This window comes from Rhodoferax sp. GW821-FHT07F03, assembly GCF_059418745.1.
In genome coordinates, this window is sequence record NZ_JBWKQM010000012.1 from 165,668 (window position 1) to 187,691 (window position 22,024).

Genomic DNA, 22,024 nt, shown 5'->3' on the forward strand with positions numbered 1-22,024 from the left:
CCACTTGCTATGGAATAAATAGCTGCCTGCGCAGGTACTACTCGCGCCAGAGGCCTATTTCTTATAAATCGCAGGGGGAGCAGGCATGAACTTCTCCGCCCCCTTCATCCAGCGCCCCATCGCCACCATTTTGCTGACGTTGGGCATCGCCATCGCCGGCATCCTCAGCTTCTTTCTACTGCCGGTGGCACCACTGCCGCAGGTGGACTTTCCGACCATTTCGGTATCGGCCTCCCTGCCCGGCGCCAGCCCGGAGACTATGGCCGCCACCGTGGCCACGCCGCTGGAACGGGCGCTGGGGGCGATTGCCGGGGTGACGGAAATCACCTCCAGCTCGTCCCTGGGCAGCACCCGCGTCACCTTGCAGTTTGACCTGGACCGCGACATCAACGGCGCGGCGCGCGATGTGCAGGCGGGCATCAATGCATCCCGCAGCCTGCTGCCCACGGGCATGCCCAGCAACCCGTCCTACCGCAAGGTGAACCCGGCGGATGCGCCGGTGATGATTCTGTCGCTGACCTCGGCCACGCTGACGCGCGGCCAGATGTTTGACGCGGCCTCCACCGTGCTGGCCCAGCGCCTGGCCCAGGTGGAGGGCATAGGCCAGGTGGACGTGGGCGGCGGCGCCCTGCCGGCCGTGCGCATCCGGCTGGACCCGAACCGCCTGTCGGCCAATGGCATTGCGCTGGACGACATCCGCGTGGCCGTGACCGCCACCAACGCCAACCGCCCCAAGGGCCTGCTGGACGATGGCCAGCGCAGCTGGCAGATCACCGCCAACGACCAGGCGCGCACCGCTGCAGACTACGCGCCACTCATCGTCAGCTACAAAAACGGTAGCGCCGTGCACTTGTCGGATGTGGCGGAGGTGACAGATTCAGTGCAAGACGTGCGCAACTACGGCGTGGCCAACGGCAAGCCCGCCATCCTGCTGCTGCTGTACAAGCAGCCCGGCGCCAACATCATCGACGCGGTGGACAAGGTGCGCGCCCTGCTGCCGCATCTGCAAAGCACCATCCCCGCCGCCATCGACCTGGACGTGGTGTCTGACCGCACGCCCACCATCCGCGCATCCCTGCGCGAGGTGGAGCACGCGCTGGTGATCTCTGTGGCGCTGGTGGTAATGGTGGTGTTTTTGTTCCTGCGCAACGCGCGTGCGGCCCTGGTGCCCAGCGTGGCGGTGCCGGTGTCCCTGGCAGGTACGTTCGCGGTGATGTACTTGTGCGGCTACACGCTGGACAACCTGTCGCTGATGGCGCTGACCGTGGCCACCGGCTTTGTGGTGGACGACGCCATCGTGGTGCTGGAGAACATCACCCGCCACATGGAGCACGGCAAGTCGCCGCGCCAGGCGGCGCTGGAGGGTGCTCGCGAGATCGGCTTTACCGTGGTGTCCATCAGCCTGTCGCTGATTGCGGTGTTCATCCCCATCTTGCTGATGGGCGGTGTGGTGGGGCGGCTATTCCGCGAATTTGCCGTGGTCTTGTCGGCGTCCATCCTCGTGTCCATGGTGGTGTCGCTGACCACCACGCCCATGATGTGCGCGGCGCTGCTACGGCCGCAGGTGAAGAATGCCAACCCGTCCCGCCTCACGCGTTGGCTGGGCGCGGCCCAGGCTCGCTTGCTGCGCGGCTACCGCCACTCTCTGGCCTGGGCGCTGCGCCACCAGCCGCTGACCCAGCTGGCCCTGGTAGCGGTGGTGGCACTGAATGTGCACCTGTACGGCAGCATTGAAAAAGGCTTCTTCCCCACCCAGGACACGGGCCGTGTGAACGGCTTCATCCGCGCCGACCAGTCCACCTCGTTCCAGGCCATGCGCCAGCGGCTGGAGCGCTTTCTGGCCATCGTGCAGGCCGACCCGGCGGTACAGAACGTGACCGGCTTCACCGGCGGCAGCCAGCGCAATACGGCGCAGATGTTCATGGCGCTGAAGCCACGCTCCGAGCGCAAGGAGTCTGCCGACGAGGTGATTGACCGGCTGCGCAACAAGCTGGCCAAGGAGCCCGGCGCGCGCCTGTTCATGTCGCAGCAGCAGGACATCCGCGTGGGCGGACGCCAGTCCAACTCCAGCTACCAGTACACCCTGCAGTCCGACGACCTGGAAGACCTGCGCGCCTGGGAGCCACGCATACGCGGTGCCCTGACGCGCCTGCCCGAGCTGGAGGACGTGAACTCCGACCAGCAGGACAGCGGCATACAAACCTCGGTGGTCTATGACCGCGACGCCATCGCCCGCCTGGGCCTGACCGTGCGCGGCATCGACACCACGCTGAACGATGCCTTTGGCCAGCGCCAGGTGGGCGTGATCTACAACCCCCTGAACCAGTACCGGGTGGTGATGGAGCTGCAGGACAAATACCTGCAAGGGCCCGAGTCGCTGGCCAATGTGAATCTGATCTCCGCCACCGGCCAGGCGGTGCCGCTGCCCAGCGTGTCGCGCACCCAGCTAGGCTTGGCTCCGCTGTCCATCAACCACCAGAGCGGCACCCCGGCCACCACCATAAGCTTTGACCTGCCGCTAGGCGGCAGCCTGTCCAGCGCCACGGACGCCATCACCAATGCGATTGCCGAGCTGGGCGTGCCGGTGTCCATACGCGGCTCTTTCGAGGGCACGGCCAAGAGCTTCAAGGACGGGCTGAGTACCCAGCCCATGCTGATACTGGCGGCCCTGGTCACCATCTACCTGGTGCTGGGCATTCTGTACGAGAGCCTGGTGCATCCCATCACCATCCTGTCCACCCTGCCCTCGGCCGGTGTGGGCGCGCTGATCGCGCTGCAGCTGTTCAACACCGAGTTCTCGCTGATCGCCATGATCGGCGTCATCCTGCTGATCGGCATCGTCAAGAAGAACGCCATCATGATGATCGACTTTGCGATTGCAGCACAGCGCCGCTCCAACATCAGCGCCGCCCAGGCCATCTACCAGGCGGCCCAGCTGCGTCTGCGCCCCATCCTGATGACCAGCGCCGCCGCCCTGCTGGGCGCCGTACCGCTGGCGCTGGGCCGGGGCGACGGTGCTGAGCTGCGCCAGCCCCTGGGCATTGCCGTGGTGGGCGGGCTGATACTGAGCCAGCTGCTGACGCTGTACACCACGCCCGTGGTGTACGTGGCCATAGACCGGCTGCGTACCCGCTTCCAAGGCCGGCGCAAGCCCTCTTTTGTTTCTGTTCGGAGTGCCAGCGATGCTGCCTAGAGTTTTTTACCCGCTGACGACCCTGGCCGTAGCCCTGCTGGCCGCCTGCAGCAGCACACCGCCCTACCAGGCCCCTGCCACCGCCGTACCCGCGGCATTCAAGGAAAACGGCAACTGGCAAAGTGCCAACCCGCAGGCGGCAGCGGTGCCCGACGCCTGGTGGCAGCTGTACAACGACCCCGTACTCAACGATCTGCAAACCCGGGTGGAAGCCAACCAGAACATTCTGGCCAGCGCCGCCCAGGTGCGGGTGGCCTTGGCCGCCGTGGGCAGCAGCCGCGCGGCGCTAAGTCCCACGCTGGGCGCCGGTCTGACGGCCAGCCGCAGCGCCAGTCCGGGTACATCCGCGAACAACAGCATCACCTTGTCAGGCAGCGCCAGCTGGGAGCTGGATCTGTGGGGGCGCCTGTCGGGTGCGGTCAGCGCCGACCAGGCCCGGCTGCAGGCCAGCCAGGACGACCTCGCGGCGGCACGCCTGTCACTGCACGCCACCGTAACCCAAACCTACTTTTCGCTGCGAGCAGCGGAAACCCAATCGGCCTTGCTGGGTAGCACGCTGCAGGCCTACCAGCGCTCACTGGACCTGACGCGCAACCGCTACCGCAGCGGCGTTGCTGCGGCATCCGATGTGGCGCAGGCCGAAAACCAGCTCAAGACCACGGCCGCCCAGCTGGTGGAGTCCGACAGTAACCGCTCCCAGCTGGAGCACGCGCTGGCGGTGGCGCTGGGCCAGGCGCCCGCCTACTTCCAGCTGGCGCGCACCGCCACCCTGCCGCAGACCCCGGCCGTGCCCACGCTGCTGCCATCCAAGTTGCTGGAGCGCCGGCCGGACATTGCCGCAGCTGAACGCCGAGTGGCCGCCGCCTACGCGCAAATTGGCGTGGAGCAGGCCGCATTCTTCCCGGCACTGACCCTGTCGGCCAGCGCGGGCTACCGCGGCAGCAGCCTGGCGAATTTGATCAGCGCGCCGAATCTGCTGTGGTCGCTCGGGCCTTCGCTGGCCCTGGCGGCGTTCGATGGCGGCTTGCGGCAGTCGAATGTGGATTCAGCCCGTGCCAGTACCGATGCGGCCACGGCCAACTACCGCCAGACGGTGCTGACGGCTTTGCAAGAGGTGGAAGACAACCTGGTCATCGCCGCCAGCCTGCAACAAGAGGCCGCACTCCAGACCGAGGCCGTGGCTGCCGCGCAGCGTGCGCTGGACATCGTGAACAACCAGTACCAGAGCGGTACGGTGAGCTATCTGGAAGTGGTGACGGCCCAGGCCAGCGTACTGTCTGGCCAACGCAGCCTGCTGGACGTGCAAAACCGCCTGTTGGCGGCCAGCAACCAGCTGTTCAAGAACATCGCCGGGCGCTGGTAGCCCGGCGTCGGGTTAGTGCAGGTGGCGCGGACGGCGACCGCCGCCGCCGTGGCCACCGGTGCCGCCAGAGCCGCCGGGGCCGCGTGGCGGTTTGCCCAGCTCCAGCGAATTCACCAGGGCATCAAAGCGCCGGGTGAAGAGCTGGTCGATCTCGTTCACCACGCCGTTGAGTTCGGATGCGTCAAAGTGGCGCTCCATCATGTTGACCACGTCCTGCACCAGCAGGTCACGCTGCACCTGCATGATGGCGGCCGGCGTGGGGCCAACAAACAACATCATGAAGTCGTCGCGGGAATCGTCGGTGGCTTCCTGGTCGTCCTCATCGAAATCGGTGTCATAAAACGTGACTTCGATGGAGGCGCCGCCGTCGGCCAGCTCGTTCAGGCTCATGCACATTTCGTCCAAAGCCTGCTTGAAATCTTCATCGCCCGGTACGGTCCAGCACATTTGCAACATGTGCTCCACGGCATCGAACTGGATGCCGGGCTCTTCCTCGTAAGCGCTGCCCGCCGCATCGGCCAGGGACTTGGCGCCGGCGTATTTCCACAGCGGCTTGAGCGCATCCTGAACTTGTTGGAACGTCACGTCAGTACGCAAAGGCACCTGGCCATGCACGTGGATTTCGAAGGGGGCGTTGTAACGAGGCATAAGGAGATATTAGGCGCTTTTCAGATGGTTGGGAACCAGCGCGCTTTTTTAGAGAGGGTGGTCGGACCGTAATCAAAAAAGCTTTTGAAAACCGCATGGATGCTGGTTTTCGGAAAAAACTTTCTAGAAACTGCCGTCAAGATGAAAGACGTTCCGATTTGTTGTGGATTTAATACAGTCCAAGATTTTACTTGCCGCCGCATATGCATATGCACCAACCGCGCTGGAAGGCAGTACAAGCACGCCCAAGTTCCAACGCACGTTACGATGAACGGATGGAAAGTCTCGATCTACGCGTATTGGCCGATGCCCTGGCATGGTTGCAAGCCGGCCATAGTGCCACCCTGTTCACCGTGGTGGAAACCTGGGGCAGTGCCCCACGCCCGCCTGGCGCACTGCTGGCGCTGCGCGGCGACGGTCTGGTCAGTGGTTCGGTGTCTGGCGGCTGCATAGAGGACGATCTACACACCCGCGCTCGGCCCACACAAGGCCGCCCCACCCTGTTGAGCTACGGCGTGACGCAAGACGAAGCCGCCCGCTTCGGCCTGCCCTGCGGCGGCAGCCTGCGCCTGGTGCAGGAGCCACTACATGACACAGACTGGATCGCCGAGCTGCTGCAGCGCACCGCCGACCACCAACTGGTGGCCCGCAGCCTGGACCTGGCCAGCGGCACGGTACAGCTGCACGGCGCCCGCCGCGACCAGGCCATGGCCTTCGACGGCCAGACGCTGACTACCTTGTTCGGCCCGCGCTGGCGCCTGCTGCTGATAGGCGCCGGCCAGTTGTCGCAAGCCGTAGCCAGCATGGCCACCGCACTGGACTTCGAGGTGCTGGTGTGCGACCCGCGCGAGGAATATGCCCAGGCCCTGCCGGCCAATGTGCGGCGCCTGGACGGCATGCCCGACGATGTGGTGCGCGCGCTGCAGCCCGATGCCCACACGGCCATCGTTGCCCTGACGCACGACCCCAAGCTCGACGACATGGCGCTGATGGAGGCACTGACCTCCGATGCGTTCTACGTGGGCGCCCTGGGCTCGCAACGCAACCAGACCAAGCGCAAGCAGCGCCTGGCCGAACACTTCGATCTGAACGATGCCCAGTTGGAGCGACTGCACGGCCCGGTGGGTCTGCGCATAGGTGCGCGCACGCCGGCGGAAATTGCGGTATCCATCCTGGCCGAGATCATTCAGGTCAAGAACACTGCCGCCCACCCCGCCGACGCCCTCAAGGCACGCGCCTGCAGCGTCCATGCCTGAAACCCTGCCCGTGGTGCTGGTGCTGGCCTCCGGCCGCGGCGAGCGCTTTCTGGCGTCCGGCGGCACGGTGCACAAACTGCAGGCCGATCTGCATGGCTTGACGGTGCTGCAGCGCACCCTGGCCGCCGTGCACGCCAGCGGCCTACGCTGGCACCTGGAGGATGCCGGCCACCCTGGCATGGGTGACAGCATCGCCGCCGCCGTGCGCGCCACGCGCGATGCCCCAGGCTGGCTGATCCTGCCAGGTGACCTGCCGCTGGTGCAAGCGGCGACGCTGCGACAGATCGCCACCGCAGCCATGCCGACCGACATGCTGGTGCCGGTATTCGAAGACCAGCGCGGGCACCCGGTGCGCTTCTCGGCCGCCTGTGGCGAGGCGCTGGAAAACCTCAAAGGAAATCGCGGTGCAGCGCAGATACTACCTGCGCAAGCAGCTACAAAATTAATAGTATTTGATGCCGGCTGCGTGCTGGATGTAGACACCGTGCAGGACCTGGATCGGGCACGGGCGCATTGGCAAGACCGTTAGAACCTGCCCTTAAGACGCGAACGGATCGCCCTCAAAATACAGCGATGGCCGGAACAAGGCCTCTGCCTTGTCATGCTCCCGGGCCGCCCACACGCCCAGCTCCTTGGCACGCATGGGCTTGGCGAACAGATAGCCCTGTAGCTCGTCGCAGCCCATCTGCACCAGCAGATCACGCTGGGTCTGCGTCTCGACGCCCTCGGCCACGACCCGCATGTCCAGTGCGTGCGCCATGCGCACCACCGAGTTGGCAATGAACTGGGCGTGTTCACTGGTTTCCAGGTCGATGACGAAGGCGCGGTCGATCTTCAACTCGGCCGCCGGCAGTTTGCGCAGTGTGGCCAGGCTGGAATGGCCGGTGCCGAAGTCGTCAATCGACACGTGTACGCCCATCGCCCGCAGCTTCTCGAAAGTCTGCATGGTGGCGGCGGTGTTTTCCAGCGCCACGGACTCGGTGATCTCGCAGGTAAAACGGGCTGCCGGCGTACCGGTCTGCACCAGCACACTGTGCAGATGCTCGGCGAAATCATCACGGCGCAGCTGCTGGCCCGAAATGTTGACGGCGATGCGCATGCTCAGGCCCTGCTCGCGCCAGGTTTGCGCCTGCTGGCAGGCCTGCTCTATGACCCAGCGGCCGATGGACTGCATCATGCCGTAGCGCTCGGCCAGGGGAATGAATTTGTCCGGCCCGACCAAGCCGCGCTTGGGGTGGCGCCAGCGTATCAAGGCCTCGGCTGAAGTGACCTGCAGGCTGCGGGCGTCAATCTTCGGCTGGTAGTACAGCTGAAATTCCTGTCGCTCCAGCGCACCACGCAGGTCATGCATCAGCGAAGCGCTGTCCCGCCGTGCCTGGGCCAGCAGCGGGTCGTATTCGGCAAAGCCATCGCCGCCGGCCAGCTTGACCGACCGCATCGCCATCGCAGCCCGCTCCACCAGGTTGCGCCGCTCGGCGTGCTCCGGGTAAACCGCCAGGCCGATGGAGCAGGTCAATGTCAAAGACTGGGATTTGGCCTTGGACTGCACCACAATCGGCGCCGCGCAGGCCGCGGACACCAGCGCAGCCGCGTGCCGCCCGGCCTCCAACCCACCACGGACGATGACTGCAAACTCATTGCCCACCATGCGCGCCGCAATGGTCCCACTGCCCAGGCGCGTCTGGATACGCTTGGCCAGTTCCTGCAGCACCTGGTCGCCAGCCTGCTTGCCAAAGGCCTCGTTGGCCGAGCGGAAATGGTCCACATCGACGTACAGCACGCACACCGCGTGACCCTCAAAATCGCCATGCAGCACAGCATGGTCCAGCTCGCGTTCGAACTGCCGTGGTGTCAGCAAGCCGGTCAGACCGTCGCGGGCGTAGGCCTGGGCCAGCTCGCGCGACACCTCGGCCAGCCGGGCCGCCGTGCGCTGCCAGCGCCACAGCAAATACACCGCAAGGACCGCCAGCCCCGCTGCCAGAAACAGCAACAACCAGGGCGCAAGCGGGCTGGAGCGAATGAATTCCATGGACTGTGTTGAAGTGGCAGGTAAGCGTTATGGAAGAAAAAAACGGATTGCCATGCACGCATGCAGCAGTCCAGCGCGAAGTATGCCTGCGCCGATGCTTTTGAAGTTGGCAATTTGCGCGGTAAAGACTTGGCTATATGTAGCGCGCAACACCACACTAGGGCTGCAGCGCCCGCACCCGGGCCACCGCCCGCGGCAAATCTGCCCACGCCGGCTTGCCTGGCGCAAAGCGCTGCCGCATATAGCCGGCCAGCTCGGCCACCTGCGCGTCCGACAGGCTGTGGCGGAAGGCGGGCATAAAGCCTACGTCGCGGCCCGCGGGCTCTTGCACGCCGTTGAGTATGGTCTGCAGCAGGTTGTCGGGGCGGTCGCTGTGCAGATTGCTATTCAGCGCCAGCGGCACGTTGACGCCCAGCAGGCGCGGGCCGTCGCCGTCGTGGTGGCAGGCGGCACAGGCGCCGTTAAACAGGCGCTGGGCCACACCAGGCAACGGGGCTGCCAGGGCGGCTTGCTGGACGACGACCTGGGAATTCGTCTTGGGCGCGGTGTCGGTCTGGAGGCTGACCAGGTAGCGGGCCATGGCGCGGATGTCGGCGTCGGGCAGGCCCGCCAGCTCGCGCACCACCGGGGCCATGGGGCCGGTGGCGGCGCCGTGTTCGGGGGCGTGGCCGTGGCGCAAGTACTTGTAGAGCGCGTCGGCGTTCCAGGGCACAGGGGCTTTGGACAAGGCGGTCAGCGCCGGGGCTTCCCAGCAGTCGACCAGGGCGCCGGCCAGGAAGCTGCTGCCGCCTTTTTCGGCACCCAGGGCGTTGCGCGGCGTGTGGCAGGCACCGCAATGGCCCAGGCCGTTGACCAGGTAGGCGCCGCGGTTCCATTCGGCGCTCTGCTGGGCTTGCGGCTGGTAAGACGTGGCGTCGTGGAACAGCGCATTCCAGCCGGCCATCAGCGGGCGGATATTGAACGGGAAGCGCATCTGCGCGGGCGGCGTGGCGGCCTGGACCGCCGGCTGGGCCATCAGGTAGGCGTAGAGCGCAGTCAGGTCGGCGTCGCTGGTCTTGGCGAAGGCAGTGAACGGGAAGGCCGGGTACAGCTGGCGGCCGTCGCGGCTGAGGCCTTCGCGCATCGCGCGCTGGAAGGCCGGGTACGACCACTGGCCGATGCCGGTCTCCAGATCGGGCGTGAGGTTGGTGCTGTAGACCGTGCCAAACGGCGTGTGCATGGCCAGGCCGCCGGCGTTGGGCTGGCCGCCGGGCGCGGTGTGGCAGCCCACGCAATTGCCCACGGCGGCCAGTTGGCGGCCGCGTTCTATGGTGGCTGCGGTGTAGGCCGACGGGCCGGCCTGCACGCTGGGCGCGATGGCGGCGCGGCCGCCGAACAGTGCCGCGCCCAGGCCGAGCACGCCAGCCAGCAGCGCGCCGGCACTAGCCCACAGCGTGCGGCGGGCCGGCCAGGGCAGGCGCACCAGCTGCGCTGCATTTACTCCTGAATTAATAGCTGCTTGCGCAGGTGCTTCCTGCGGCAGAGGCATATTCAATGCCGAACGCACGACTTCGGGGGTGAACGGCGGCTCGCGGAAGCGCACGCCGGTGGCGTCGAAGATGGCGTTCGCAATCGCCGCCGTGCCGGGCACCGAAGAGGATTCGCCCGCGCCCAGCGCCGGCTCGCCGGGGCGCGGCATGTGCAGGACCTCGATGACCGGCACTTCGCGGAAGTTCAGGATCGGGTAGCTGCCCCATTCCTGGCTGGCCACGGTGTTGGTGCGGGGGGTGAACTGCACTTTCTCCTTCAGCGCGCGGCTGGTGGTTTGCAGCACATTGCCGTGGATCTGCTGCTCGACGCCGGCGGGATTCACCAGCAGGCCGGCGTCGTGCCCGACCACCACGCGGCGCACATGGACCTCGCCGGTGGCGCGGTTCACGTCCACATCGGCCACCCAGGCAGCCCAGGCCGAGCCGTAGCCCGGCCATTTGCTGTGGTTGTAGCGGGCATAGGCGAAGCCCTGGCCGGTGACCCAATCTCCGCTGGCTGCTTGCTGCTGCGGCTGGGTGTGCGGCTTCCAGCCGGCCTTGTCGGCGGTGGCGCGCACCAGCTCGGCGGCGCGCGGGTCGTGCAAATAGCGCAGCCGGTAGTCCACCGGGTCCACGCCGGCGGCCGTGGCCAGCTCATCGATGTAGGACTCGTGGGCGAAGGAGTTCGGCAGGGCCGACACGCCGCGCAGCCAGGAGGCACGCACGATGGGCGGCATGTCGTGCACGCTGACGCGCAGGTTGTCGTAGCTATAGGGCGGGCGCGCTGTGCGGTCGCCCATCTCGAAAGCCTGGGCCACCGGCTCGATGCTGCGCGTCAGCAGCAGGGCCAGGGTGGGTGCGCCGTTCGACGGATAGGAAGTCTGGAAGTCGTAGGCGGCTGGCGAGCCGTCGGCGTTCAGGCCGCCCTGCACTTCCATCAGCTGGGCCGCGCCCTTGGGCTCCCACAGGTGTTCTTGCTCGCGCGTCAGCTGCACCCGCACCGGGGCGCCTACCGCGCGCGACAGCAGGGCCGCGTCGGCGGCCACGTCGTCGGCGCCATTGCGGCCGTAGCAGCCGGCGGCCTCCATGCGGATGACGTTGATGGCCACGTCGGGCAGGCCCACCAGACGCGATAGATCGAAGCGCAGCACATGCGGGTTCTGCGTACCGGCCCAGACCGTGAGCTGAGTCCCCTGCCAATCGGCCACCGCACACGACGGGCCAATCGACGCATGCATCTGGTAGGGCCAGACATAGGTGCGCGGCATGGACTCGGCGGCTGCCGCCAGCGCCGCGTCCACATCGCCTTCGTCGACCAGCTGGCGGGTGCTGCGCGGGTTGTTGCGGATGGCCTGCTGCACATCGCGCAGATCCGGCATGCCGGGCCAGGGCTTCCAATGCACGCGCAGTTCGCGCAAGGCCTGCTCGGCCTGTTCTTCGCGCTCGGCGACGATGCCGACAAAGTCGCGCAGCACCACCACGGCGCGGATGCCGGGGATGTGGGCGATGCTGGACTCGTCCACAGCCTGCAGCGTGTTGCCGATGAAGTCGCCATGGTCGGCCCCCGCATACGGCGGACGCACCACGCGGCCGTGCAGCATGCCGGGCACGCGCATGTCGTGCACAAACACCAGTTCGCCGGTAAGTTTGTCCAGCAGCTCGACGCGCGGGATCGACTGGCCGACGGTGCGGTAGTCCTTGGGGTCTTTGACCGGCGTCTGCAGATCCAGCAACAGCTGCACATGCTGGCCAGCCAGCGCATCGGCAATATCGGGCGCAGCGCGTTGCACCAACCAGGCCTTGGCCTGGGCTGCCGCGCGGCGCAAGGGCTCGGCGTGGATTTGCAGCGAGGCACTGGCGATGGTCGCACCCTGGTTGGGCGCCCGCGCGGTATCGCCCAGCACCATGTGGATGCGTTCCATGGGCAGGTCCAGCTCCTCGGCCACCACCTGGGTCAACGCAGTGCGCAGGCCGGTGCCCAGGTCTACATGGCCGTTGAGCGCGGTGACGCTGCCGTCGTCCCAGACGGCCAGCAGAATCTCCACTCCTTCGGCCGGGTTGGCGGACACGGCGGCCGGCTGGCCGGGCACGGGCGGCGGAGGGGCCGGCGGTTGGCGCACCACCAGCAGCACGCCGCTGGCCGCATGGAAGTCGGCGCGGCTCAGCGCATCCTGGGCCCGCATGCTCATGCGGATTCCGCCAACAAGACTGCAGCGCGCTGCACGGCCCGCAGTATCTCCACATGCGTGCCGCAGCGGCACAGGTTGTGCGACAGCTGGGCGCGAATCTGGGCCTCGCTGGGCTGCGGATTGTGCTGCAGCAGCGACACAGCCATCATCACCATGCCGTTCAAGCAGTAGCCACACTGGGCGGCCTGGGTGTCCAGAAATGCCTGCTGCACCGGGTGCAAGGCTGCCCCTGAACGCAGACCCTCCAGGGTGGTGATGTCGCGCCCGGCCACGCCCTGCGCGGGGACCACGCAGGCGCGTGCCGCCATGCCATCGACCAGCACCGTGCAAGCCCCACACTCGCCCAGGCCGCAGCCGTACTTGGGGCTATTCAGGCCCAGGTCGTTGCGCAGCAGGTGCAGCAGGGTGGCGCCGCCGGCAGGCAGCGCATGGGGGTGGCCGTTGACGTGCAGCGTGGGCACGGATTCAGGTGGCGATGTCGGTGGACTGGATGCGCTTCACGCCCTTGGCGGCCATGGCCTTCCAGGCGGCAGCCAGGGAGCCGTTCAGGTCGATGCCGCGCGTCGCGTCTTCGACCACATAGACCTCGAAGCCCAGCTTGCGTGCGTCCATCGCCGTCCAGGCGACGCAGAAATCGGTGGCCAGACCGGTGACGAACACCGTCTTGATGCCGCGCGCCTTCAGGTAGCCGGCCAGGCCGGTGGCGGTCTTGTGGTCGGCCTCTTCGAAGGCCGAGTAGCTGTCCATCTCCTTGTGGAAGCCCTTGCGGATGATGAGCTGGGCGGTGGGCAGCTTCAGGTCCTTGCTGACATTCGCGTCGTCCGTGCCCTGCACGCAGTGGTCGGGCCAGAGCACCTGGGTGCCGTACTTCAGCTTGGTGGTTTCAAAAGGCTTTTTGCCCGCGTAGGTGCTGGCAAAAGACGCGTGGCCGGCCGTGTGCCAGTCCTGCGTGACGACGATGTTCTCGAACAGCGGCGCCAGCTGGTTGATCACCGGCACCACCTCGGTGCCGCCCTTGACGGCCAGAGTCCCGCCTTCGAGAAAGCAGTTCTGCACATCGACCACGATCAGAGCTGCGCTGCCAGGCTTGATCTTGCCGGCGGCAAATGCCGAGAGGCCGAGGCCGCCCAGCACGCCGAGGGCGGCAGTGGACTTCAAAAGGGTTCGGCGGTGGCTGCTGTGCATGGTGGATGCTCCTAAGGTTGGGGAAATCAGACGCTCAAATAGGCGCGGCGCACTTCGTCGTTCGCGGCGAGATCGCTCATCGATGCCTGGTAGCGGATCTGGCCTTTTTCCAGCACGTAGGCTCGGTCGGACACCAGCTCGGCGAAGTGCATGTTCTGCTCGGACAGCAGGATGCTCACGCCCTGGGCCTTGAGGGCCAGAATCATGTGGGCCATCTGCTCGACGATCACCGGGGCCACGCCTTCGGAGGGCTCGTCCAGCAGCACCAGATACGGGTTACCCATGAGGGTGCGCGCCACAGTCAGCATCTGCTGCTCGCCACCGCTCATCTGGCCGCCGGGGCGGTTGGGCATTTCGCCCAAATTCGGGAACAGCTGGAACAGGCGCTCGGGCGTCCACAGCGGGGCATCGCTGCCGTCGGCCCAGCGGCGCGGCGGCTGCTGGCCGACGGACAGGTTTTCCAGCACCGACAGGTCGGTGAAGATGCGCCGGTCTTCGGGCACATAGCCCAGGCCCAAGCGCGCCGCGTGGTGCGGCTCGCTGGTGGAGATGTCATGTCCCATGAACTGCACGCGGCCCTGGCGCTTGGCCAGCATGCCCATCACGGCCTTCAGGGTGGTGGATTTACCCGCGCCGTTGCGGCCCATCAGGGCCACTACTTCGCCGCGCTGCACGTTCAGGTCCACGCCGTACAGCACCTGGGCCGCGCCATACCAGGCGCATAGGCCTTGGGCTTCCAGCAAAACGGTGGACATCATGCCCCTCCCTTCGCGGAACGCCGCGGAACCGGCTCTGCCGGGCCGCTGGCGTTGCCCCCTGCAAGGGGGTTGGCGGAGCGGAACGAAGTCCGCGCAGCCTGGGGGTTTTCAAACGTTTTGCCGGTGCCGAAGTAGACCTCTTGCACCTTGGGGTGGTCGCGGATCTCCAGCGGCTTGCCCTCGGCGATCAGGCGGCCGCGCGCCAGCACGATCATGCGGTCGGCGTAGGCGAACACCACGTCCATGCTGTGCTCGGTGAACAGCACAGCCATGCCGCGGTCGACCACCAGTTGCTTGGTCAGGGCCATCAGGTCGTTGCGCTCCTTGGGTGCCATGCCGGCGGTGGGCTCGTCCATCAACAGCAGATTCGGGCTGTTGGCCATGGCGATGGCCAGCTCGACGCGCTTCACGTCGCCATAGGCCAGCACATTGCAGGGGCGCTCGGCCTGGGCGCGCATGCCCACCTGGTCGAGCAGATGCAGGGCTTCGTCGCGCTGGAAATCGGCCGCCCGCCGCCACATGGAAAACAGCTTGCCGGCCGGCGACAGCAGCGCCATCTGCACGTTCTCGACCACGGTGAGCGAGGCAAAGGTTTCGGCGATCTGGAAGGTTCGGCCCACGCCCATGTGCCAAATGTCGCGCGGCTTGCGGCCGACCAGCTCCTGGCCGTTGAGCTGGATCGAGCCGCGGTCGGCCCTGAGCTGGCCGTTGACCATGTTGAAGGTGGTGGACTTGCCCGCACCGTTGGGGCCGATCAGCGCCAGCAGCTCGCCGGCAGCCAGTTCGAAGGCGATGCCATCGACGGCCTTGTTGCCGCCAAAGGACTTGCCCAGGCCGGCGACTTTCAGCAAAGGTGTATTGCTCATGGCTTGGCCTCCGGCGCACTGCGCAGGCGCGCAAACAGCTGCTGTGCATAGCCGGCAATGCCTTGCGGAAACAGCAGCACCAACAGCAGGATGATGCCGCCCAGCATGGCGCGCCAGTAGTCGGTATTGCGCGCCACGGTGTCGTGCAGCCAGGTGAAGGTGACCGCGCCGACCACAGGTCCAGCCAGGGTCTGGATGCCACCCAGCAGCACCATCACCAGGCCATCGACCGAGCGGCCCACGCTGAGGGTTTCGGGCGAGATGCTGCCCTTGGAGAACGCGTACAAAGCCCCCGCCAAGCCCGCCGCCGCACCGGCCAGCACAAAGGCCGCCCACTGCATGCGCTTGACGTCGATGCCGATGGCGTCGGCGCGCAGGCTGGAATCGCGGCCGGCCCGCAAGGCATAGCCGAACGGCGAGAACAGCACGCGCCGCAGCCACAGCACGCCGCCTGCCACCAGCGCCAGCGTGAGGTAGTAATAACTTTGCTTGTCGGACAGCCATTCCGAGGGCCAGACGCCGGTGAGCCCGTTGCTGCCGCCGGTGAAGGCGTCCCACTGGTAGGTAATGGCCCAGGTGATCTGGGCGAAAGCCAGGGTCAGCATGGCCAGGTACACGCCGGACAGTCGCACCGCGAACCAGCCATAGACCAGGGCACCCAGCGCGGCCACCAGGGGTGCGACCACCAGCGCCAGTTCCATCGGCATGCCGGTGCTGCGCACCAGCAGCGCGGCGCCATAGGCCCCCAGGCCGAAATAAGCCGCATGTCCGAAGGAATGCATGCCCGCCGGCCCCATGATGAAGTGCAGGCTGGCGGCGAACAGCGCGGCCACCAGCAGGTCGATCATCAGCACCGTGGTGTAGGGCGAGCCCGCAGTCAGCACCGGCAAGGCCAGCAGCACCAGGCCCAGTACCGCAGCCGCGACACCACAGGTTTTGCTGGCGCGGCGCAAGGGTTCCTCCTGCATGCCCACGTAGCGGCTGGCGGGCTGGGGCCGGCCCATCAGGCCCCATGGCCGGGCCACCAGCACCACGGCCATGACCAGGAATTCGACCACCAGGGTCAGCTTGGAAAACGACAGGCTGTAACCCAGGATTTCGACCACGCCCAGCCAGATGCAGACGGCCTTGATTTCAGAGATCAGCAGCGCTGCCACATAGGCGCCGGGGATCGATCCCATGCCGCCGACCACCACGACCACGAAGGCCGCGCCTATGGTGTTCAGGTCCATCTCCAGCGTCGCCGGTTCGCGTGGCAGCTGCAGGGCGCCGCCCAGGCCGGCTAGCGTCGCACCCAGGGCGAACACCGCCGTGAACAGCCAGGCCTGGTTCACGCCCAGCGCGCTGACCATGTCGCGGTCCTGCGTGGCGGCGCGCACCAGCGTGCCCCAGCGGGTACGCGTCAACAACAGCCAGAGCAGGCCCAGCACAATGGGACCGACAAAGATCAGGAAAACGTCATACGAGGGGAACTGCCGGCCCAGAATCTCCACCGCGCCCGACAAACCCGGCGCGCGCGGGCCCAGCAGTTCGTCCGGGCCCCAGAGCCACAGCACGGCATCCTTGATCACCAGCACCAGCGCAAAAGTGGCCAGCAGCTGGAACAGCTCGGGCGCCTTGTAAATGCGCCGCAGCAACAGCATCTCCATCAGGCCGCCCAACACGCCCACCGCCACCGCCGACAGCAGCACCGCCGGCCAGAAGCCCAGGCGCGTGCCCAGCTGCTCGACCAGCGAATACGCCACATAGGTGCCGACCATGAAAAACGAGCCGTGGGCAAAGTTCACGATGCGGGTCACACCAAAGATCAGTGACAGCCCAGCCGCCACCAGAAACAGCGACGACGCCCCGGCCAGCCCGTTGAGCAGCTGGACCACAAAGCCTGAAAAATTCATTCCGTATCCTCAAGAGCCGTGGGCAAGGTCTGCTATGTCGAAGGCTTAGTCGGGAGCGCGCAGCTTGGCCACTTCGGCGTCCGTGGGCAGGTATTTGGCACCGTCGAGATAGGTGTAGTCCACCATCACGCCCTTGCCACCATCGTTCTTGGTCTTGCCGACGAAGGCGCCCATGGTCGACTGGTGGTCCTGGGCGCGGTAGGTGATCTTGCCGAAGGGGCTGTCGACTTGCAGGCCCTGGAAGGCCACGGCCAGTTTTTCGGACTCGCTGCTCTTGGCTTTCTTCATGCCGGCGGCCAGCGATTTGATGGCGGTGTAGCCGACCACGGAGCCCAGGCGCGGATAGTCCTTGTACTTGCCGTGGTAGGCCAGGAAGAAGGCCTTGTGCTCGGGCGTCTGGATGCCGTACCAGGGGTAGCCGGTGACGATCCAGCCATTCGGTGACTCGTCTTTCAGCGGGTCCAGGTACTCGGGCTCGCCGGTCAGCACGCTGACCACTTCGCGGTCCTTGAACAGGCCGCGGGTATTGCCTTCGCGCACGAACTTGGACAGGTCGGCGCCAAACAGCACATTGAAGATCGCATCGGGCTTGGCGTCGGCCAGGGCCTGGGCCACGCTGCCGGCATCGACCTTGCCCAGCGGCGTGGCCTGCTCGGCGACGAACTCCACATCGGGCTGTGCGGCCTTCAACAGCTGCTTGAACGCGGCCACGGCCGACTGGCCGTATTCGTAGTTGGGGTAGACCACGGCCCAGCGTTTTTTCTTCAGCTTCACGGCCTCGGGCACCAGCATCGCAGCCTGCATATAGGTGCCGGGGCGCAGGCGGTAGGTGTACTTGTTGCCGCTGCCCCAGATGATCTTGTCGGTCAACGGCTCGCCGGCCAGGAAGAAGAACTTCTTCTGCTTGGCGAAGTCGGTCATGGCCAGTCCGGTGTTGGACAAGAAGGTGCCGGTGAGCACATCGACCTTTTCGCGCGAAATCAGCTCTTCGGCCACGCGCACCGCATCGCCGGGGTTGGCGTTGTCATCGCGGGTGATCAGCTCGATCTTCTTGCCGTTGACGCCGCCGCTGGCGTTGATTTCCTCAACAGCCAGCTCCATGCCTTTCTTGTAGGGCTCGAGAAAGGCCGGCTGGGCCTTGTAGCTATTGACCTCGCCGATCTTGATGACCCCCTGGGCATGGGCCGTGGAGAGCATGGCCAGCGTGGCGGCACAGCTGGCGGTGTAGAGCAGAGGACGCAATAACTTCATGGCAAAACTCCTGGGTTCAAGAAAAGGAAAAAACGTTTAGCGCAGGCCGTCCTGGCCGACGATCTCAGACACCTGCAAGCCGCCGATGCGCGGCAGGGGACGGCCGCTGTCGGTGACGACCACGGCCACCACGATCTCACCAGCGCGGGGCGCATCCGATACCCGGGCTTCCATGGCGTCAAAATGGCTGCGCACAAAGGCCGCGTCCTTGTGGCCCAAAGGCACGTCGATCGCCGTGCCCAGGCCACCAATCTTCTTGGCCGATGGCACCAGGGCCGCGCCCTTCTCTACCGCCTTGCGCAGCGGCGCGCCGAGCTTGGGGTGCAGGATGGCGGCCGCGTGCTCCAACTCGCCGCCCTCGCCGACGATGGCGGCCTTGCCGTAGCTCTGTGCGGCGCCGGGCGCTATGCCCAGGGCTTGTACGCATTTGTCGCCCAGCAGGCCGCCGAGTTCTTCGCCGATGGCGATCAGCTCATCGAGGTTCTCAGAATAGCGGCCCGCGTAGGGGTTGGCGATGACGGCCATGGCCAGTGCGCGGCGGGTGGGCGGTGTAACGGGCTGGCCCATTTCGAGAAGGACTTCATCGACCTGGACGATGATTTTTCGGATCTTGGCGGACATGGTGTGCTTCCTAGATGGTGTGTAGGTGACGCGCAGTTCAGCGCAGGCCGTCCCAACGGGCGATGCCCTGGGGTTCGAGGCCGCCGACACGCGCATGGACCCGCGCGCCCGAGGCCATGGCGAGGATGAAGACGATCTCGTCGGCGGCGGGCGCTCCGGGCACACGCACCTCGATGGCGTCGAAATGGCTGCGCACATAGGCGGCATTGATATGGGTCAGCGGCACATCCAGCGCAGTGCCGGGCGCGCCGACTTTCTTGGTCGACGGGACGATGGCCAGGGCGTTGCCGGGTTGGCCGGTTTTCTCTTCGGCCTGGCCTTTGGCGTAGGCGTTGCGGTCGCCCTTCCAGCCCAGCAGTTCGCGCATGGCGTAGCCGCCGGGCACATGCCAGAGCGCGCCGTGCTCCAACTCGCCGGCCGCGCCGATGACCGCGCCCTTGCCATAGCTGGCGATGCGCTCCACCGGCAGCTGCATGGCGGCCAGCAGGCGGTGCGCCATATCTATGCCCACGTCTTGCAGCGCGTCCATCATCGGCAGAATGTGGGGCTCAAAGCGCCCGGCAAAGGGGTTGGTCAGCACCGCGCCGATGGCGCCGCGCAGCAGCGGAACCGCGGCCTCGGGGCCGAACTCGTGGCGGATTTCTTCCACGTGGGTAAAGATGCGTCGGATAGAGATCATGGGTTGAATCGTCTTGTAAATTTCATTAAGCAAATACTGAACCAACTTGCGTGACATCCTCGGCTGCCAGAGCGGGAAGTACCTGCGTCTGCTGCCATTGCCCCTGGCACACCAGGGTCGCAGACCACAGCAAGCCAGCCCGCTGCAAAGCCTGCGCCTGGGCCAATCCCACCGCCAGTGCCCTGCGCACCAAGTCGGGGGGCAGCTGCGGCACCTCGGTGGTCACCGGCAGGCTGCCCAGATCGCTGTCGTCACGCAGCAGGCAAGCCGGCTGCCGCAGGATGCCCGGATACTGCACATTCACCGCATTCGCCACCACCGTGGCGGCCGCATCGGCCTGCGCAGCGGTGGCCGCCAGCACCGTCACGCTATCGGCAATCCCCAGCGAGAAACTGCGTCCGCGCCAGCCGCTGGTGGCGATGCCGCGCACCGGCCAGCCGTACTCCAGGCTAGCCTGCGCATCGGTGCGCAAACCCGCAGGGTCCGCCAGCGCCGCCCCCATGGCATCCAGGTCGGCAAACAAACCCACCCGCAGACTATGGCCCGGCGCCAGATGGAATGCAATATCGCCGCCGTTATTCACCCACGCCCGGTCTACTCCCGGGCGCTGGTAACAGGCAATCAACTCTTGCGCCACGGCGCCGGCCACGGCAGCCATGGGCGTAATGAAACCCGCACGGAACGGAGCGCAGGCTGTCCACATGCGCTGCGCCACGGCGCCCGACAAGCATTCATGGACTTTGGGCAAGGCTCCCGCCAACGGCAAGGCCTGGCGCAGGATGGGCAGCTCAGCCACCAGCTCCTGCAGCAGGGTTTGGAAGCGCTGCCAGGCCGCCTGGTGGGCCGAGGCCACTGCCGCAAACTCGCCGTTGGCGCCGATCACGATGTCGATGGGGCCGTGCTGGAAGTGCCAGCGGCCATCGGACAGGGGAGCGCGTTGAGAGGACATGGTGCGTGCTGTTTCAGCCTAGCAGCGGCGGCTGGCCCAGGGGCCAGGCATTGGCGGTCGGGTTCTGCAGCCAGAGCCGTGCAGTCGGCGCGCCGTCGCTGTGCCAGGCACCGGTGCGCAAGGCCTGCTCCAGGCTGCGCACATGGTCCATATGGCCGCCGAGCGCCCGGTAGTCATCCAACCGCAGGCTGAATTCGATGGGTGCAACGATGGCCGGCGTGGGCACGGTACCGAAGCTCTTGTCGGGCATGCGCATCACATCGACCATCACCGTGATGCCGCCGCCCGGCCACACATAGGCCGGCGCGCCGCCGCAGGTCACATTCACCAGCGCCTGCTTGATGGCACGGGTCAGCAGCACCGGGTTTTCGGTCACGCCGGCGCGCAGGCTGCCGCCCGCACCGCCGAGAAACAACACGGTGCACAGCGAAGGTTCGCAGTTTTCGCCTATGCGCTCGATGATGCGCTGCACACTGGCCGGCATGGGCTGCTCCACGGGCTGTAAGGCGTTGTCCAACACATACCAGGCCGCGTGTTCGCCGGTGGTGGAGGTCATCAGCAGGCGCATGCCAGGCCGGGCCACTTCGGGGTCCCAGCCTTCGATGATGGATAACGGGTCGGCAATATCGGTACCGCCCCAGCCGGTGCCGGGATTGGCCACCTGGAAGTAACGCCCGGGCGTGGATTTGCGGCCACGCATCTGGATGCCCGAGCGCGGCATGTCCAGGCAACGACCCGCCTGGTGCTCGGTCAGCACGCCGGTGATGTGGTCGTCGACCACCACCACTTCATCGGCCTCGCCAAACAACTGCTTGGCGAATATGCCGACTGCCGCCGAGCCGCAGCCCACGCGCATGCGCTGCTCCTCCACGCCGTTGACGATGGGCGCGCGTCCGGCCTGCACCACGATCTGCGAGCCACCGTCAATGGTCAACTCGACCGCCTGCTTGTTGCCCAGGGCCTCCATCATCTGCACGGTAACGCGGCCCTCCTTCTTGCTGCCGCCGGTCAGGTGGTGCACGCCGCCCAGGGACAGCATCTGCGAACCGTATTCCGCAGTGGTGACATGGCCGACCACTTCGCCCTTGCAGCGCACATTGGCCTGCTCGGGGCCCAGGTAGCGGTCCGTGTCGATCTTGATCTTGAAACTGCAGTAGCTGAAGATGCCCTCGGTGACCACGGTCACCATGTCCACGCCCTGGGCCTGGGATGCAACGATGAAGGGCGCGGGTTTGTAGTCGGGATACGTGGTGGACGAACCCACGCCGGTGACGAATACCTCGTCAGCCAACAGCAGGTCGCCATTCCAGTCCGGGGTCAGCTCACTGGTAGCGGCGAACGCCACCAGCGGCGCGGACACATCGGACACGGCACGGCGCAGCAGCACGACAGGATCGACCCGCACCAAGCTGCCACCCTGGTTGGCGTAGCGATCGCAGGCCCCGGCCCGGCCTTCGGAAATCTGGCACAGCACCGGACAGGCATTGCAGGCGATCTTGTCGGTCGCCATGCGCTCATGGCGCGAAGCTGCACGCTCCGGCTGCGCAGGCACACCGCCATCCATGGCGGGCAGTCCATCGGTTTTCGTGTGTTCTGTCATCGTGGGCTCAAACAAGCAGAGGTTATGAAAAGTA

17 protein-coding genes are annotated in these 22,024 nt (G+C 66.3%); 4 read left to right on the forward strand and 13 right to left on the reverse strand.

Going from position 1 to position 22,024, the window contains the following annotated elements; genetic code table 11:
- The first annotated feature begins 85 nt into the window (after positions 1-85).
- Together AC07R0_RS19455 and AC07R0_RS19460 are read left to right on the forward strand one after the other, a co-directional pair.
- Positions 86-3,193: a multidrug efflux RND transporter permease subunit gene (locus AC07R0_RS19455; protein ID WP_495106061.1), complete on the forward strand. Its 3,108-nt coding sequence runs from the start codon at positions 86-88 to the stop codon at positions 3,191-3,193.
- Positions 3,183-4,556: an efflux transporter outer membrane subunit gene (locus AC07R0_RS19460; RefSeq protein WP_495106062.1), complete on the forward strand. Its 1,374-nt coding sequence runs from the start codon at positions 3,183-3,185 to the stop codon at positions 4,554-4,556. Before AC07R0_RS19455 ends, AC07R0_RS19460 begins: the two co-directional genes overlap by 11 nt.
- 12 nt (positions 4,557-4,568) lie before the next feature.
- On the opposite strand, the gene AC07R0_RS19465 is transcribed toward AC07R0_RS19460, so the two are convergent.
- Entirely contained in the window at positions 4,569-5,204 is a 636-nt protein-coding gene (locus AC07R0_RS19465) for a DUF6806 family protein (RefSeq protein WP_495074656.1), read from the reverse strand.
- A gap of 275 nt (positions 5,205-5,479) precedes the next feature.
- Between AC07R0_RS19465 and AC07R0_RS19470 the strand changes: the two genes are divergently transcribed.
- Both AC07R0_RS19470 and AC07R0_RS19475 read left to right on the forward strand, forming a co-directional pair.
- Positions 5,480-6,460, forward strand: a complete 981-nt coding sequence (locus tag AC07R0_RS19470) for an XdhC family protein (RefSeq protein WP_495106063.1) — start codon at positions 5,480-5,482, stop codon at positions 6,458-6,460.
- Positions 6,453-6,989 (forward strand): nucleotidyltransferase family protein, encoded by a 537-nt coding sequence (locus tag AC07R0_RS19475; RefSeq protein ID WP_495106064.1) that lies wholly within the window; start codon positions 6,453-6,455, stop codon positions 6,987-6,989. The genes AC07R0_RS19470 and AC07R0_RS19475 overlap by 8 nt, the downstream gene beginning before the upstream one ends.
- A 9-nt stretch (positions 6,990-6,998) precedes the next feature.
- Here the strand turns inward: AC07R0_RS19475 and AC07R0_RS19480 are convergent, their stop codons facing one another.
- The 12 genes from AC07R0_RS19480 to AC07R0_RS19535 form a co-directional block, all read right to left on the reverse strand.
- A complete protein-coding gene (locus tag AC07R0_RS19480; RefSeq protein ID WP_495106065.1) occupies positions 6,999-8,489 on the reverse strand; it encodes a putative bifunctional diguanylate cyclase/phosphodiesterase in 1,491 nt (496 codons plus the stop codon).
- A gap of 157 nt (positions 8,490-8,646) precedes the next feature.
- The gene (locus AC07R0_RS19485) at positions 8,647-12,186 is read right to left on the reverse strand and encodes a molybdopterin cofactor-binding domain-containing protein (RefSeq protein WP_495106066.1); all 3,540 of its coding nucleotides are present in this window, start codon (positions 12,184-12,186) and stop codon (positions 8,647-8,649) included.
- Entirely contained in the window at positions 12,183-12,647 is a 465-nt protein-coding gene (locus tag AC07R0_RS19490; RefSeq protein ID WP_495106067.1) for a (2Fe-2S)-binding protein, read from the reverse strand. Before AC07R0_RS19490 ends, AC07R0_RS19485 begins: the two co-directional genes overlap by 4 nt.
- A gap of 4 nt (positions 12,648-12,651) precedes the next feature.
- A complete protein-coding gene (pncA, locus tag AC07R0_RS19495) occupies positions 12,652-13,371 on the reverse strand; it encodes a bifunctional nicotinamidase/pyrazinamidase (protein WP_116608303.1) in 720 nt (239 codons plus the stop codon).
- Positions 13,372-13,397: 26 nt separating this feature from the next.
- Positions 13,398-14,126 (reverse strand): ABC transporter ATP-binding protein, encoded by a 729-nt coding sequence (locus tag AC07R0_RS19500; protein ID WP_495106068.1) that lies wholly within the window; start codon positions 14,124-14,126, stop codon positions 13,398-13,400.
- Complete coding sequence (locus tag AC07R0_RS19505) at positions 14,126-14,995, reverse strand: ABC transporter ATP-binding protein (RefSeq protein ID WP_495106069.1); 870 nt, start codon at positions 14,993-14,995, stop codon at positions 14,126-14,128. Before AC07R0_RS19505 ends, AC07R0_RS19500 begins: the two co-directional genes overlap by 1 nt.
- Positions 14,992-16,890, reverse strand: coding sequence for an ABC transporter permease (locus AC07R0_RS19510; RefSeq protein WP_495106070.1), 1,899 nt, complete (start codon positions 16,888-16,890; stop codon positions 14,992-14,994). Before AC07R0_RS19510 ends, AC07R0_RS19505 begins: the two co-directional genes overlap by 4 nt.
- Positions 16,891-16,935: 45 nt before the next feature.
- Positions 16,936-18,141 carry an ABC transporter substrate-binding protein gene (locus AC07R0_RS19515; RefSeq protein WP_495106071.1) on the reverse strand — a complete coding sequence of 402 codons (1,206 nt, stop codon included), beginning with the start codon at positions 18,139-18,141 and terminating at the stop codon, positions 16,936-16,938.
- Positions 18,142-18,177: 36 nt separating this feature from the next.
- Positions 18,178-18,762 (reverse strand): amino acid synthesis family protein, encoded by a 585-nt coding sequence (locus AC07R0_RS19520; RefSeq protein ID WP_495106072.1) that lies wholly within the window; start codon positions 18,760-18,762, stop codon positions 18,178-18,180.
- A gap of 37 nt (positions 18,763-18,799) precedes the next feature.
- The gene (locus AC07R0_RS19525; RefSeq protein WP_495106073.1) at positions 18,800-19,441 is read right to left on the reverse strand and encodes an amino acid synthesis family protein; all 642 of its coding nucleotides are present in this window, start codon (positions 19,439-19,441) and stop codon (positions 18,800-18,802) included.
- Between the two features lie 25 nt (positions 19,442-19,466).
- Entirely contained in the window at positions 19,467-20,390 is a 924-nt protein-coding gene (locus tag AC07R0_RS19530; RefSeq protein WP_495106074.1) for a UPF0280 family protein, read from the reverse strand.
- 13 nt (positions 20,391-20,403) lie between these two features.
- A complete protein-coding gene (locus tag AC07R0_RS19535) occupies positions 20,404-21,990 on the reverse strand; it encodes a 6-hydroxynicotinate reductase (protein ID WP_495106075.1) in 1,587 nt (528 codons plus the stop codon).
- Positions 21,991-22,024 lie beyond the last annotated feature (34 nt).